A 14878-nucleotide genomic window follows, 5' to 3' on the forward strand; every position below is an offset into this window, starting at 1 on the left:
GATGAGCTCTTTTTCGCTGCGCCGCGCCGCGCTGCTTGTGGCGCTACTGCTGGCCGGAGTCATACCCTCAGCGGCAGTGCTGGCTGAACGCACGGTTATCACCCCGCCGGCCTTTACCGGTCTGTTGACGAACCCAGGGATCGGCGTGGCCAGTTTCCACGATGGTTATGGCCAGAAGCCTTCTCTGAAAGAGTATCCGGACACCGGGTTTGAATACGATCGCTTTTACTGGAGCGATCTGGAGCCTGAAGAAGGCGTCTATGATTTTGCGCCGATCGATCGTGCTTTCAGCGTCGCCGCCCGGCATCAGCCGGCGATGAACGTCGGATTGCGTTTCATGGCGCTCGATGAACCGCAATCGGGCTCGAAAATCCCCGCCTGGCTTATCAAAAAAGGCATTCAGGGACAATGGGTCGAAAATGGCAAAACCTTTGTACCGGACCTCAGCGATCCGACCTTTATCGCCTATGCGCAAAAGCTGCTTAACGCCCTCGGCGCGCGTTATGACGGCAATCCGAACCTCGGGTTTGTCGATATCGGCATGGTGGGTTCGTGGGGGGAATGGCACAACTCCAATTTCCCTGACGTTGCGCCGTTGCTGGAAAAGTACGCTCCGGAGCAGCTCAATCGCTACGTTGATATGCACTTCAGCAGTTTCCCGAAAACGCCCAAAATCATGTTAATCAGCGGCGGTAATTCGCTGGCCTGGGCCAGCCAAAAAGGCGCGGGGTGGCGCGCGGATTGCTGGGGAGACTGGCATAACTTTTCCGCAGAGTGGAGCCACATGCGCGATGACTATCCTCAACGCCTGGCCGCGGCGCAGACGGCGTGGTCCGGATTTAATGATAGCTGGCAGCACGCCCCCGTTAGCCTGGAAATTTGCGGTTATATGGCGGAGTGGGAAAGCGTGCAGCACTATACCCGCGAAGAGGTCCAGGCAAGCTTCGACTGGGCATTAGCGCAGCACGCCAGTACCCTGAATCTGAAATCGCGTCCGGTGCCGGCAGCGTATCGCGATATCGTTGATAGCGCGTTATTGCGAATCGGCTACCGCTACCGGGTGGGTCAGCTGGAATGGGATACGCCCGTACGCAGCGGCATGCCGCTTACGCTAAACGTCACCTGGCGTAACGACGGCGTCGCGCCAGCCTATCTCCCGTACCTTGTGCAATGGCGGATAGTCAATGACGCCGGAACTACCGTTACGCAAATCAAAACGGCGGATGACGTTCGCCAGTGGCTGCCCGGCGAACATCACAGCAGCGCTACGCTGCCGCTGCCTGCCGGACTCCCGGGCGGCCAATATCGTCTGGAAGCGGCTCTGACCAATTATCAGGGCCAGCCGCGTATTCAACTCGCTAACGAAGGTAAAACCGGTGATGGATGGTATTCACTGGCTTCGTTTAACCTTAAGGAATAACCATGTTTGAGGCTATCAGGCTGGTCGCCCGGGAAATCAAATCCTGCGGCGGCATAAAAGCGAAAATCGCGGTTCTGCTTTATCGTCTGGCGACGCTCTATCGCAGCCGTAATCCTCTGTGGAAGATCTGCGGGATCCCCTTCGTTATTCTCAATATCGTGATTAACGAGTGTTTATTTTGCATTGAGCTGCCGTGGCGAGCGCGCATTGGCTATGGGCTGAAGCTGTATCATCCGCACTGCATCGTGATTAATCGGGGAACGGTCATCGGCCAGAACTGCACCCTGCGCCAGGGCGTCACGATTGGCAGCGTGACCGATAGTCAGGGCCGTGAGGGCGATAGCCCGCGCATCGGCGATAACGTCGAATTTGGCGCCCACGCCGTGGTGATTGGCGCGGTCACGCTGGGCGACAACGTCAAGGTTGGGGCAGGCACGGTAGTGACCAAAGATCTGGCTGCAGGAATGATTGCCGTCGGTCAACCCTTTCGGGTATTAAACGGTATTTAGCGCGGGTTTGCCTGGGAAGGAAACCCGCGCTGGTCGAAACGCGGGCTTTATTGCGAGCAGGATGACAGCCGCTGACCGGAACTCAGGCTCTCAGCTTAACCGGTTCGCTAAAATCATCGGCGGGCTCCAGCTTAAGACTGAACGTCGCCAGTAACGCTTCGGCTCGTTCGTGAAAACCACGTAGCGTCTTTTCAAGCTTTTCAGTGACTTCAGGATCGTCAATCGCGACCGGACGCCAGACGCCCTCTTTGTCGAACAATCCAAACTGATAGCTATAGGTGAAGCGCGATTCCTGCGCTTCCATCTCCATCCACCATCCCCAGAACTCGCGTTTTTCAGGCGCTGGTTTTACGTTGACGCAAACAGCCAGGCAATCGAAAAAGAAGCGGTTGTCTTCACATTGCTCCTCACGGATGTAAGGGCCAAGCGCCGTGAATTTCTTAATCAGCTTACTCTTCAGGTGTCCACTCGGTAACGTCATTGCGATCTCCTTTAGTGATGCCATGACGTTACCAAATCGATAGAATTTAGCAATATATTAACTAAATCTATGGCTAATCCAGCGGGCGATCTGCCGCAGCGCGTGATCGAAATTGCGATAGACCGGATTGAACGGGATCTCCAACAGCTTGCCGTCGGATGATGATGAAGTAATCAGCCGCGACTCCTCCTCCGGGCTGAACGGATCGTCTTTCCAGAAGCCTGAGAGCATCGGCGTGGGGCAGCGGCGTCCCAGCAGCCCCTGAACCTTCAGGGAATAGCGGTTAAGCTCAACGCGCAGCGCGTCGTCGGAAGCGTCATGCATCCCCAGCCGCGAAGCCAGAACGTCAAGATACATCTCCGGCACCCGCCCCTGATGCAGCGGGTCCACCAGCAGGCCGTGTACCACCGGCCCCAGGCAGGCCACCGCCTTCAGGCGCTGGGACTCAAGATAGCCCAGCCGCACGGCGATATTCGCGCCGAAACGGAAACCAAAGGCGGCCACGCGGGTATGATCGACCCAGGGCACATTAGCCAGATGCTGCAGCACATACTGGTGCAGCAGACTGGTATCCTGGGTCAGCTTGCATTTTGAGGAGAAACCGATGGAAGGCATATCCACGGTCAGCATAGCGATACCCAACGGCGCAAAATAGTTTTCATACAGGTTGTAATAGTCGGTCTGTAGCGCGTCAAGCCCGCCGCACATCAGTACCGTCGGGAACGGCCCATCGCCTGGCGGCATATGCAGGAAACCGGTGATCGGCGCGGCGCCGGGGATAGAGAACTCCAGCTCTCGCAGCTTGCCGGGCAAGCGCTGAGCGGCTTCTTCATAAGCCCGGTATGCCAGCACCTGCGCCTGTTCCGCCAGCTCATCGCCCTTGATGTGCGGATAGGCGGCAATGCTGTAAAGGTTTGCCGCATGGAGCCAGTGACGACCGCTCACGAGCAGATTCTCTTCCTGACCGGCCTTCTGCTGCCAGTCCATCGCCTGTTTGGCCCATTCAAAGATCCAGTTGCCGCCGCGATAGCCAACGACCGTATCGTAAAGCTCCGGGTCGGTTCGCTCGGCATCGCTCATGACGATGCGCGCCTGCACGTCGAGGATTTCCTGCGGCGTCACGCCACGCCAGATCCACATCAGGCGGTTAATCAATCGATACCAGTGATCAACGTGATTACCGCTGAGCGCAGACTGGATCGGTTGCTGCGCTCCGGTATTAAACCGACGCACCAGCGTGGAGGTTTCCGGATGTTTGAATCGGGGTTTAAACAGCGTTTCGCTAAGGTTAGCCTGGGACATGTGCAGCCTCCATCATGTTGCCACTGAAGCTATTGTAACCTGCGCAAGGGTAAAAAAAACCACGCCCGGCAAAACCGGGCGTGGTAATTAGCATTTATGCTGGAAATTAACGACCTGCGATAGGCGGTACGAACACCACGCCCATATCCCACGGCTGTTCAATCCAGGTATCCTGGGGAATATCAACAACATAATCATCAACCAGCGGGCGACCGGCCGGTTTTGCGAAGATAGTGACAAAATGTGCTTTCGGATACATTTCGCGGATGGCTACGGCGGTACCGCCGGTGTCGACGAGGTCATCGATCACGATAAAGCCTTCGCCATCGCCTTCAGCACGTTTCAGCACGGTCAGTTCACGCTGATTATCGTGGTCATAGCTTGAGATGCAAACGGTATCAACATGACGAATACCCAGTTCACGCGCCAGTAGTGCTCCCGGTACCAGACCGCCGCGGCTAACGGCAATAATGCCTTTCCACTGTTCAACCGGCAGCAGGCGAGTGGCCAGCTTGCGGGCGTGAATCTGCAACATGTCCCAGGTGACGACGTATTTTTCGCTCATGTGAAGTGTCCCAGCCTGTGTAATACGGCTTAAATAATGTTCGAGGGGGAAAATGGTTGCGCGAGATTATAGAGATCTGACGCGCTAAAAACCAGCGTTAAGCGGCCACGACGACTCTTTTTACGTGGTTTACACTACCAGAGTACACGGAAAGTGGTATTCTCAACCCCATCGCGCAAGCCCGGGCTTGTAGTGTATTTGATTGCTAACCCCTCGATCTGCAAACGACTTTTGCAGGTGATTGTAAGGAGACTTATCGTGTCTGAACTGTCTCAATTATCCCCGCAGCCGCTGTGGGATATTTTTGCCAAAATCTGCTCTATTCCTCACCCCTCCTATCACGAAGAACAGCTCGCTGAGCACATCATGGGCTGGGCAAAAGAAAAAGGCTTACACGCGGAACGCGACCAGGTTGGCAACATTCTGATTCGTAAAGGCGCGACTGCCGGTATGGAAAACCGCAAACCGGTTGTGCTGCAGGCGCACCTCGATATGGTGCCGCAGAAAAACAACGATACCGTTCATGACTTCGCTAAGGACCCGATTCAGCCGTACATCGACGGCGAGTGGGTCAAAGCGCGCGGCACCACCCTGGGCGCCGACAACGGTATCGGCATGGCTTCCGCGCTGGCGGTACTGGCTGACGACAACGTGGTTCACGGCCCGCTGGAAGTGCTGCTGACCATGACGGAAGAAGCCGGTATGGACGGCGCGTTTGGCCTGCAGGCCAACTGGCTGCAGGCGGATATCCTGATCAACACCGACTCCGAAGAAGAAGGTGAGATTTACATGGGCTGTGCGGGGGGTATCGACTTCACCTCTGACCTGGCGCTGACCCGCGAAGCCGTTCCGGCCGGTTTCCAGAGCTTTAAGCTGACCCTTAAAGGACTCAAAGGCGGCCACTCCGGCGGCGAGATCCATGTTGGTTTAGGTAATGCCAACAAGCTGCTGGCACGCTTCCTCGCAGGCCATGCTGAAGAGCTGGATCTGCGCCTGGTCGATTTCAACGGCGGCACCCTGCGCAACGCGATCCCGCGTGAAGCGTTCGCGACAGTCGCCGTGGCCGCGGATAAAGCGGACGCGCTGAAAGCGCTGGCTAATGAGTACCAGGCGATCCTGAAAAACGAGCTGGCGGCCAAAGAGAAAAACCTGACTGTGCTGCTGGAGTCGGTTGCTAACGAGCAGCCTGCGCTGACGGCCCAATCTCGTGATACCTTTGTGCGTCTGCTGAACGCCACGCCAAACGGCGTCATCCGCAACTCTGATGTGGCAAAAGGCGTGGTGGAAACCTCGCTGAACGTCGGCGTGGTGACCATGACCGGCGACAACGTGCAGATTCACTGCCTGATTCGCTCGCTGATCGACAGCGGCAAAGATTATGTCGTGAGCATGCTGGATTCGCTGGGCAAGCTGGCCGGTGCGAAAACCGAAGCGAAAGGCGCCTACCCGGGCTGGCAGCCGGACGCCAACTCGCCGGTGATGCATCTGGTGCGTGAAACCTATCAGCGTCTGTTCAACAAGACGCCGAACATCCAGATTATCCACGCGGGCCTGGAGTGCGGGCTGTTCAAAAAACCGTATCCGGATATGGACATGGTTTCTATCGGGCCAACCATCACCGGTCCTCACTCCCCGGATGAGCAGGTTCATATCGAAAGCGTGGGCCAGTACTGGACGCTGTTGACTGAACTGCTGAAATCCATTCCGGCGAAGTAAGACAACACAGGCCCACTCCGCAGAGAGTGGGCCTTTTCTTTATAAAATGACCGAGCGAAAGCACGCCGTGCCGATTGTGGTAACCGCATCCGGGCATACCTGTCACGCGCTGTATGTGGGGTCGATTTGCCGCCGCATCAAATAATTAAGAAATTGTTCACCCCGCGCCGTCACTTCCTGTGGCTGCATAACGGTGAAGCCGTGACGCGCAAAAAAGGGCTTTGCCGTAATACTGGCCTCTACCGTATAAGCGCGCTCAGGAAGCTGCCTCAATAGCGTATTAAGCAGCGCGCTGGCGACGCCCTGGCGGCTATAGTCGGGAGAGACAAATAGTAAATCGATATAGTCATCCACGGCGGTAATAAACCCGACCGGCGAGGCATCATTTATTGCCACCAGTACGCGTGACGCCGCGAGTTTTTGCCGCCAGCGGGCTTCATCAACCTGCGCCCAGGCGGCAATTTGCCGGGGGGAATAGTCGGCGCTGGCGGTCTCTTTAACGGCGCGTAAAAATAGTGCGCATAGCGCCGGAAAATCCCGCTCTTCGTACATTCTTATCGTTAACATCGTTACAATCCCAAAACGAGTTGCCGCTCCAGCTGCGGATCAAGCAGCGTCACGTGCAGCCCCACCAGCCTGACTCCCCGACCTCCGCGCCGCTCGTGCCAGGCTTTATGCGCGGTAGAAATCAAATCATCTTTATTCAGCCGGGGCCAGACATGTTCCTGGGTGGTGAGCTGAAAATCATTAAACTTCAGCTTGACCCCCTGACGGGCAATCAGCAAATCCGGTTTAACCTTCGCCAGTCGCCGTTCCAGCTCCGGGTAGAGGTTCTCAATAATCGATTCACACTCCGCCCATTCGTGGATATCTTCTATCAGGGTTCGTTCAACGCCCACCGATTTGCGCTGGCGCTCGCTGCTGATTTCTCGTTCATCAATCCCCTGGCTGCGCTCCCACAGTATCCGCCCAAATTTACCAAAGCGCTTGAGCAGCATCGCCAGATCGCTGTTCTGCACATCTTCACAGGTCCTCAGCCCCATGCTCTCGAGCTTCGCGGCGGAAACCTTGCCGACCCCCGGGATCTTCGATAGCGGCAACGTTTTGACAAACTCCGCGACCTGATGCGGCGCAATAACAAACTGACCGTTGGGTTTATTCAGATCCGAGGCGATTTTTGCGAGAAATTTTACCGGCGCAATTCCTGCGGAGGCGGTCAAATTTAGCTCACGATGGATGGTCTCGCGGATCTCCTGCGCCATCAGCGTCGCTGACCCCTGACAATGAACGCTGTCGCTAACGTCGAGATAGGCTTCGTCCAGCGATAATGGTTCGATTAACGAGGTATAGCGGGAAAAAATCTCCCGGATATGGTTCGACGCCTCTTTATAGGCGTCAAAGCGGCCGGGAAGCAGCGTCAGGTGGGGGCAAAGTTTGAGCGCGGTGGCGGTTGGCATGGCGCTGCGCACGCCGAATTTACGCGCCGGATAGTTAGCCGTACTGATAACACCGCGCTGCACCCGACTGCCGCCAATGGCAATAGGGATGTCGCGCAGTGCCGGGTTGTCACGCATTTCCACCGCCGCGAAGAAGCAGTCCATATCAACGTGGATGATTTTACGCATAGCCAAACCTTAGACTGTACATGCATACAGTATAGCAAAATACGGCGAAATTTAATCTTTTTAAATCCACTATCCTGAAAAACGTGCTACAACATAAAAATGCAATAAATATAAGTTACTTTTCATATAGTTATATGAGCATATAAGGTGAATGCAATCATGAAATCAATACTTACTGCGCTTGGTTTGCTTATTGCCAGCAGCGCCTGCGCCGCGCCGCAGCTCATTGCGCATCGGGGAGGCACCGGCGATGCGCCGGAAAATACCCTTCCGGCGATAAAACTTGCGCTGGAGAATAAGGCCGAGGCGATTTGGATAACGGTACAGTTAAGCCAGGATGGCGTTCCGGTCTTATATCGCCCGAGCGATCTGTCCGCGCTGACTGACCATACGGGGAAAATCTCAAGCTTCAGCGCTGCCGAGCTGACCCGTATGGACGCGGGATGGACATGGGGCGGTGAAACTCACCCCTGGCGCGGTAAAAACGCAACCATTCCAACGCTGCAATCGGTACTGGAACAGTGGCCGCAGACCTTCTTTTACATCGATATCAAATCACCTGATGCAGATCCGGCCATCATGGCGGCGCGTCTTAGCGAAGTACTGCAAAAGACCAATAGCCTCTCGCGCGTACGGGTGTATTCAACGGAAGACCGCTATATCGCGGCGCTGCCAGCATCTATCCCCCATTTCGTCAGCCGGGGCGAAACGCGAACGAAGCTGGCTAATATTTCGCTTAGCCACCAGTGCCAGCCAACTGCGGCGTCGGGCAATGAATACTGGTACGGTCTGGAGCTGAAACGCAAGGTAGAAATAGTGGAGAAGTTCACGCTGGGCGAAGGCGTATCGCCAGCCACGCTCACCTGGGATAAAGAAGCTATGGACTGTTTCCGCTCACAGGGCAAAGCCCATATTGTCTTCTTCGGCATCAATAGTGCCGATGATTTTCGTACCGCAAGCGAGCTTGGCGCCGACGGCGTGATGGTAGACTCGCCGGCGAAAGCGAAAACCTGGTAAATCAAAAAAGGCCGCACGGTGCGGCCTGCTGATTATAGGATGCGATCCTGCTTGCGCTGCGCTTCGCGGGCCAGGCGTTTTTTGCGCGCATCGCAGGGCTCAGGACAGTCGCAGACCTTTTCCATACCCAGCGATGAGATCCCGCCGCAGCTGCCCTGAATACTTTTGCGCTTGATCAGATAACCAAGCGACATTCCCAGGATAACCAGCGCGAAAATCACGAAGGTCGCGACAAATACCGTCAGCATCATCAGCCTCCAAAATCGTCCAGCATGATGTTTTCATCCTCAACGCCGAGATCTTTAAGCATTTTAATGACCGCGGCGTTCATCACCGGCGGCCCGCACATGTAGAATTCACAATCTTCCGGCGCCGGGTGATCGCGCAGATAGTTTTCATACAGAACGTTATGAATAAAGCCGGTATGGCCGGTCCAGTTATCTTCCGGCTGCGGATCGGAGAGCGCCACGTGGAAGGTAAAATTCGGGTTTTCCCGCGCCAACTGCTCGAATTCGTCATCATAGAACATTTCTCGCAGAGAGCGCGCACCGTACCAGAAGCTGATTTTACGTTTGCTGTGCAGCCGCTTAAGCTGGTCGAAAATATGCGAGCGCATCGGCGCCATCCCCGCTCCGCCGCCGATAAAGACCATCTCAGCATCCGTTTCTTTGGCAAAAAATTCCCCAAACGGCCCGGAAATCGTCACTTTATCGCCCGGCTTCAGCGACCAGATATAGGAGGACATGATCCCCGGAGGCGCATCAGGTACCTGCGGCGGCGGCGTTGCGATACGCACGTTGAGCATGATGATACCCTTCTCTTCCGGATAGTTAGCCATGGAGTAGGCGCGTAGCGTTGGCTCTTTCACGTCAGAGACGTAGCGGAAAAGGTTAAATTTATCCCAGTCGCCGCGATACTCGTCCGGAACGTCAAAATCGGCATAGGCAACCTTGTGCGAGGGGCATTCGATCTGAATATACCCGCCGGCCCGGAACGGAACCGCGTCACCGTCCGGCACGCGCAGCTTCAGCTCCTTGATAAAAGTGGCTTTGTTATCGTTCGAGATAACTTCACACTCCCACTTCTTAACGCCAAAAATCTCCTCCGGCAGCTCAATTTTCATGTTCTGCTTCACCGCGACCTGGCAGGCCAGACGGCAGCCCTCTCTCGCCTCACGCTTGGTGATATGAGACAGTTCGGTAGGCAGAATATCACCGCCGCCCTCTTTCACCGTCACCCGGCACTGGCCGCAGGAGCCGCCGCCGCCGCAGGCGGATGAAACGAAGATACCGTTGCTGGAGAGCGTATTCAGCAGCTTGTCGCCGGCCGGAGTACGAATTTGTTTATCCGCTTCGTTATTGATTTCAATGACCACGTCGCCCGCATTCACTAATTTCGAACGCGCGGCCAGTATCAGCCCCGATAGTACCAGGACGATCAGCGTGAACATCACTACGCCAAGAATTATTTCCATACTTTCCGCCCTTATAGCTGCACACCGGAGAATGACATAAAGCCCAGCGCCATCAGACCCGTGGTAATAAAGGTGATCCCTAACCCGCGCAGACCCGCAGGCACGTTTGCGTATTTCATTTTTTCACGAATGCCCGCCATCGCCACAATTGCCAGCAGCCAGCCGATGCCGGAGCCAAAGCCGTAAACGATGGATTCGGTGAAGTTATAGTCACGCTGCACCATGAAGGAGACGCCGCCAAAGATCGCACAGTTGACGGCGATCAGCGGCAGGAAGATCCCCAGCGCGTTATAGAGCGTCGGGAAGTACTTATCGAGGATCATCTCCAGGATTTGCACCAGCGCGGCAATCACGCCAATAAAGGTGATAAAGTTCAGAAAGCTTAAGTCGACGCCTTCAACCAGCGCACCGTCGCGCAGCACCAGGTTATACACCAGATTATTGATCGGCACCGCCAGCCCAAGTACGACCGTTACCGCCACGCCGAGTCCGAAAGCGGTCGAGACCTTTTTCGATACCGCGAGGAAAGTACACATCCCAAGAAAGAAGGCCAGCGCCATATTTTCAACAAACACGGCGCGGACAAACAGGCTAATATAATGAGCCATAATCGGTTACTCCTTTTCCTGCTGTTCAGGCTTCCAGCTGCGCACCGCCCAAATCAACAAACCGATAATGAAGAACGCACTGGGCGCCAGAAGAAACAGGCCATTTGGCTGGTACCAGCCGCCGTTCTGCACCGTTTCCAGCACGGTAATACCGAATAGCTTACCACTGCCGATCAGCTCTCTCAGGAAACCGACGATGATTAGGATCGCCCCGTATCCCAGACCGTTGCCAATACCGTCCATAAAGCTCGCCAACGGCGGCGACTTCATGGCATAGGCTTCGGCGCGCCCCATCACGATACAGTTAGTGATGATCAAACCGACGAAAACCGAAAGCTGTTTTGAGATCTCATAGGCAAACGCGCGTAGCACCTGATCGACGACGATCACCAACGAAGCGATAATCGCCATCTGCACAATGATGCGCACGCTATTCGGAATATGGTGGCGAATCATGGAGATAAACATGCTGGAGAATGCCGTAACCAGCGTCACCGCGATGGTCATCACAAAAGCGGTCTCCAGCTTGGTAGTCACCGCCAGCGCGGAACAGACGCCCAGAACCTGCAGGGTGATAGGGTTATTAGCGATAAGCGGCCCCACCAGCACGCGCTTCATTTCTTTCATGTCGCCCAAATCAGCCATTATTCAGCTCCCCTTCTCGCACCTTTTGCAGGAATGGACCAAAGCCCAGTTTGCCCATCCAGAAATCAAAGCTATGCTGCACGCCGTTTGACGTCAGCGTTGCGCCCGACAGGCCATCAACGGCGTGCAGGTCGCCAGGACGCGCGCCGCCTTTGACGATTCTCAGCGCAGGCATCCCTTTATCATCAAGCACCTGTTTACCGACGAACTGCTGGCGCCAGTTGGGGTTTTCAATTTCCCCGCCCAGCCCCGGCGTTTCACCGTGATCGTAATAGGTGATCCCTTTGACCGTGCGGCCATCGGTTTCCAGCGCCACAAAAGCGTACATCACCGACCACAGGCCATTACCGTAAATAGGCAGTACCACTTCCTGAATCTGCTGCTTTTCATCGCGCACCAGGTAAATTTCGGCAATATTACTGCGGCGTTTGATACCGGCAGGATCCTGACTCGCCTCCAGCTGTAGGCTCTGCTGAGGGTCTTTCAGGGCCTGGGCCTGATTAAACTTGCCCGGATCTTTATCCAGCAGCTCACCGCTGGCTAAATCGACTAAACGCGGAGAGATATGGGCCTTAAAAATGTCAGCCACTTCATCTGCGCTCATTCCCTGCTTCATCAGACCGGCAACCGCCAGGATATTGCGCTGTTTATCGAGAGCGCGCTGCTCCTGCTGGCGCGATTTTAGCCCCACGGCAGAACCGGCGACCACAATTGAGCAGACCAGACAAAGCACCAGCACCACCAGCAGCGTTTTGCCGATGCTATCGTTACTTTTATTCTCAGCCACGCGATTTCCTCCGCTTAATATTGGCCCGCACCACCAGGTAATCAAACAGCGGCGCGAAGAGGTTGGCGAAGAGGATCGCCAGCATCATCCCTTCCGGATAGGCCGGGTTGACCACGCGGATCAGGACGCACATCACGCCGATCAGCAGGCCGTAGCTCCATTTACCTTTATCCGTAAACGACGCGGACACCGGGTCCGTCGCCATAAACATCATGCCGAAGGCAAAACCGCCGAGCACCAGATGCCAGTACCACGGCATGGCAAACATCGGGTTGGTATCAGAGCCTATAAAGTTAAACAGCGTCGCGGTGGCCACCATGCCGATGAAAACCCCTGCGACAATGCGCCACGAGGCCACGCGACCAAAAATGATGATGGCGCCGCCGATGAGAATCATCAGCGTCGAGACTTCGCCAATCGACCCCGGGATATTGCCGAGGAAGGCGTCCATCCAGCTTACCGGCTGGCCGGTAGAGACGTTAACCAGCGATTCACCGCCGCCGCTTGCCCACTGGGATAACGGCGTCGCGCCGGAGAAACCATCCGCCGCAGTCCATACCAGGTCGCCGGAAATTTGCGCCGGCCAGGCAAAGAATAAAAACGCGCGCCCCGCCAGGGCTGGGTTGAGAAAGTTACGCCCGGTTCCGCCAAAAATCTCCTTGGCCATGACGACGCCGAAGGTGATCCCGAACGCGGCCTGCCATAGCGGCAGCGATGGCGGCACAATCAGCGCGAACAGAATTGACGTTACGAAGAAGCCTTCGTTTATTTCGTGCTTGCGCACGATAGCAAACAAGACTTCCCAGAACCCGCCGACAAGAAACACGGTGATGTAGATAGGCAGGAAAAATACCGCCCCCAGGGTCATCATACTGAGCCAACCGGCGTCAGCGGTGAAGTTCACCCCCAACCACTGCGCGATGCTGTAGTGCCAGTTCCCGGCGATAACCTGCTGCAGCTGCTCAGCGCCGTATAATTTATGCAGTGCAGGAATGGTCTGCAGGCCAACGTTATACATTCCCCAGAACATCGCCGGGAAAACGGCGAACCACACCAGAATCATCATCCGCTTGAGATCGATGGCGTCTCTGACGTGCGCCGCGCCGCGCGTGACCTGCCCGGGGGTGTAGAACAGCGTCGCCGTCGCTTCAAACAGCGGATAGTATTTTTCCAGCTTGCCGCCGTGCGTAAAGTGCGGCTCAATTTTGTCAAACAGTTGCTTTAAGCCCATCACTTATCCTTCCTGCTCTATCTGGGTTAACACGCTGCGCAATGCCGGGCCATATTCATACTTGCCGGGACATACGTAGGTGCAAAGCGCCAGGTCTTCTTCATCCAGTTCCAGACAGCCCAGCGCCTGCGCGCTGTCGGTATCCCCCGCCAGCAAATCACGCAGCAGCATGGTGGGCAGAATATCCAGCGGCATCACTCGCTCATAGTTGCCAATCGGCACCATAGCCCGCTCGCCGCCGTTGGTATCCGTCGAGAAATTAAATAGCTTACGCTTCATAAAATGGCCGAGCGTGGTGCGGGTGATGGAAAATTTATCTTTCCCGGGCATTACCCAGCCGAACAGCTCTTTCTCACGCCCCTCTTTTACGACGCTTATCTGTAAATGAAAGCGGCCAAGAAAAGCATGGGGCCCTTGAGCATGCGTTCCGCTGAGGACTGAACCAGAAATAACGCGGTTTTCATCATCCAGAAGTTCATCTGCCAGCAGTTCATCAAGGCTGGCGCCAGAGCAGGTCTTTAATAAACGAGGCTCTTTCACCTGCGGGCCGCCGAGCGCAACGATACGTTCGCTAGACAACTCCCCTTCAAGGAACAATTTGCCAACGGCGATAACGTCCTGATAGTTAAGATGCCAGACCTGCTTTTTCAGGCTAACCGGCTCGAGAAAATGGATGTGGGTCCCGACCAGCCCGGCCGGATGCGGCCCGGCAAACTGGTTGAAGGTCACCTGGCCCACGGGATGCCCGCCAAGCTTGCCACCGCTGGCCTGGCAGACGTGGACCTTACCGTCGGTCAACCGCGTCAACAGGGTTAAGCCCGCGTCAAAAGCCTCGCGCTGGGCCAGAATGATTGGCTGAGGGTCTGCCGCCAGTGGATTCGTATCTATGGCGGTGACAAATATGGCCGCTGGAACGCTGCCCGGCGCAGGTATTTTGCTGAAAGGGCGGGTGCGAAACGCCGTCCACATCCCCGACTCCACCAGTTGCTGCTGCACGGCGTCGCGCGTCAACGCGGCAAGATCGGCTAATTCATAGCGGGGAAAGTGAACGGCATCATCGCCATCTACGTCAATAACGACCGATTGCAGAACCCGCCGTTCGCCGCGATGAATGGCGCTGATGGTTCCACTCGCAGGGGCAGTAAATCGCACGCCAGGATTTCTTTTATCTTCGAACAGAAGCTGACCTTTTTGTACCCGGTCTCCTTCACGCACCGCCATTGAGGGGCGCATACCGATGTACTCTTCACCCAACAGCGCAACGCGCTTGACCGCAGTCTTCGAAGAAATCTGCTGTGATGGCATGCCAGCTATGGGCAAATTCAGCCCTTTCGTGATTTTAATCATATCGTTAGCAGGTATCCGTTACGTAAACCCCGGTATCAGACCGAGGCCAGCATAATTAATGGAAAATAAGAGGAAGAAAGGAACATCGTAGTCCTGGTGATTCACAAGACGGGAGAGAAGCATCCTTTCTTACCCTGAGTATTTAGCGGAG

At 55.6% G+C, this 14878-nt stretch carries 16 protein-coding genes; 4 read left to right on the plus strand and 12 right to left on the minus strand.

Features of this window, described 5'->3' with window-relative positions:
* Position 1 precedes the first annotated feature (1 nt).
* Entirely contained in the window at positions 2-1420 is a 1419-nt protein-coding gene (locus ABLU67_RS27935) for a DUF4832 domain-containing protein (RefSeq protein WP_049080491.1), read from the plus strand.
* A 2-nt stretch (positions 1421-1422) separates the two neighbouring features.
* On the plus strand, positions 1423-1929 hold the full coding sequence (locus ABLU67_RS27940) for a serine acetyltransferase (protein WP_049084249.1): 507 nt from the start codon (positions 1423-1425) through the stop codon (positions 1927-1929).
* Between the two features lie 82 nt (positions 1930-2011).
* On the opposite strand, the gene crl is transcribed toward ABLU67_RS27940, so the two are convergent.
* The 3 genes from crl to gpt form a co-directional block, all read right to left on the minus strand.
* Entirely contained in the window at positions 2012-2410 is a 399-nt protein-coding gene (crl, locus tag ABLU67_RS27945) for a sigma factor-binding protein Crl (protein WP_004847949.1), read from the minus strand.
* A 57-nt stretch (positions 2411-2467) separates the two neighbouring features.
* Complete coding sequence (gene frsA / locus ABLU67_RS27950) at positions 2468-3712, minus strand: esterase FrsA (protein WP_004129202.1); 1245 nt, start codon at positions 3710-3712, stop codon at positions 2468-2470.
* A gap of 106 nt (positions 3713-3818) precedes the next feature.
* Positions 3819-4277, minus strand: coding sequence for a xanthine phosphoribosyltransferase (gene gpt / locus ABLU67_RS27955; RefSeq protein ID WP_004129200.1), 459 nt, complete (start codon positions 4275-4277; stop codon positions 3819-3821).
* A gap of 258 nt (positions 4278-4535) precedes the next feature.
* Here gpt and pepD point away from each other — a divergent pair, with 258 nt between their 5' ends.
* Complete coding sequence (gene pepD, locus ABLU67_RS27960; RefSeq protein WP_025107264.1) at positions 4536-5993, plus strand: cytosol nonspecific dipeptidase; 1458 nt, start codon at positions 4536-4538, stop codon at positions 5991-5993.
* A gap of 102 nt (positions 5994-6095) precedes the next feature.
* Here pepD and ABLU67_RS27965 read toward each other — a convergent pair whose 3' ends face one another.
* Both ABLU67_RS27965 and dinB read right to left on the minus strand, forming a co-directional pair.
* Positions 6096-6560 (minus strand): GNAT family N-acetyltransferase, encoded by a 465-nt coding sequence (locus ABLU67_RS27965; RefSeq protein ID WP_064405227.1) that lies wholly within the window; start codon positions 6558-6560, stop codon positions 6096-6098.
* A gap of 2 nt (positions 6561-6562) precedes the next feature.
* On the minus strand, positions 6563-7618 hold the full coding sequence (dinB, locus tag ABLU67_RS27970) for a DNA polymerase IV (protein WP_025107266.1): 1056 nt from the start codon (positions 7616-7618) through the stop codon (positions 6563-6565).
* 159 nt (positions 7619-7777) lie between these two features.
* On the opposite strand from dinB, the gene ABLU67_RS27975 reads away from it, so the two are divergent.
* Positions 7778-8635: a glycerophosphodiester phosphodiesterase family protein gene (locus ABLU67_RS27975; protein WP_025107267.1), complete on the plus strand. Its 858-nt coding sequence runs from the start codon at positions 7778-7780 to the stop codon at positions 8633-8635.
* A gap of 32 nt (positions 8636-8667) precedes the next feature.
* Here the strand turns inward: ABLU67_RS27975 and nqrM are convergent, their stop codons facing one another.
* From nqrM to ABLU67_RS28010, 7 genes are read right to left on the minus strand one after another with little or no spacing between them, the layout of a single operon-like run.
* Positions 8668-8883: a (Na+)-NQR maturation NqrM gene (nqrM, locus tag ABLU67_RS27980; RefSeq protein ID WP_004847934.1), complete on the minus strand. Its 216-nt coding sequence runs from the start codon at positions 8881-8883 to the stop codon at positions 8668-8670.
* Between the two features lie 2 nt (positions 8884-8885).
* Positions 8886-10109: an NADH:ubiquinone reductase (Na(+)-transporting) subunit F gene (gene nqrF, locus ABLU67_RS27985; protein WP_004847931.1), complete on the minus strand. Its 1224-nt coding sequence runs from the start codon at positions 10107-10109 to the stop codon at positions 8886-8888.
* Positions 10110-10120: 11 nt separating this feature from the next.
* Positions 10121-10717: an NADH:ubiquinone reductase (Na(+)-transporting) subunit E gene (gene nqrE / locus ABLU67_RS27990; RefSeq protein ID WP_004847929.1), complete on the minus strand. Its 597-nt coding sequence runs from the start codon at positions 10715-10717 to the stop codon at positions 10121-10123.
* 6 nt (positions 10718-10723) lie between these two features.
* Positions 10724-11362, minus strand: a complete 639-nt coding sequence (locus ABLU67_RS27995; RefSeq protein ID WP_004099162.1) for an NADH:ubiquinone reductase (Na(+)-transporting) subunit D — start codon at positions 11360-11362, stop codon at positions 10724-10726.
* Positions 11355-12149, minus strand: coding sequence for a Na(+)-translocating NADH-quinone reductase subunit C (locus tag ABLU67_RS28000; RefSeq protein ID WP_004847924.1), 795 nt, complete (start codon positions 12147-12149; stop codon positions 11355-11357). The genes ABLU67_RS27995 and ABLU67_RS28000 overlap by 8 nt, the downstream gene beginning before the upstream one ends.
* The gene (locus tag ABLU67_RS28005) at positions 12142-13380 is read right to left on the minus strand and encodes an NADH:ubiquinone reductase (Na(+)-transporting) subunit B (protein WP_004847922.1); all 1239 of its coding nucleotides are present in this window, start codon (positions 13378-13380) and stop codon (positions 12142-12144) included. The genes ABLU67_RS28000 and ABLU67_RS28005 overlap by 8 nt, the downstream gene beginning before the upstream one ends.
* Before the next feature lie 3 nt (positions 13381-13383).
* Entirely contained in the window at positions 13384-14727 is a 1344-nt protein-coding gene (locus ABLU67_RS28010) for a Na(+)-translocating NADH-quinone reductase subunit A (RefSeq protein WP_348852626.1), read from the minus strand.
* Between the last annotated feature and the right edge of the window lie 151 nt (positions 14728-14878).

It is taken from the genome of Klebsiella sp. GN_Kp190, assembly GCF_040061795.1.
Taxonomy (GTDB): Bacteria; Pseudomonadota; Gammaproteobacteria; order Enterobacterales; family Enterobacteriaceae; genus Klebsiella; species Klebsiella michiganensis.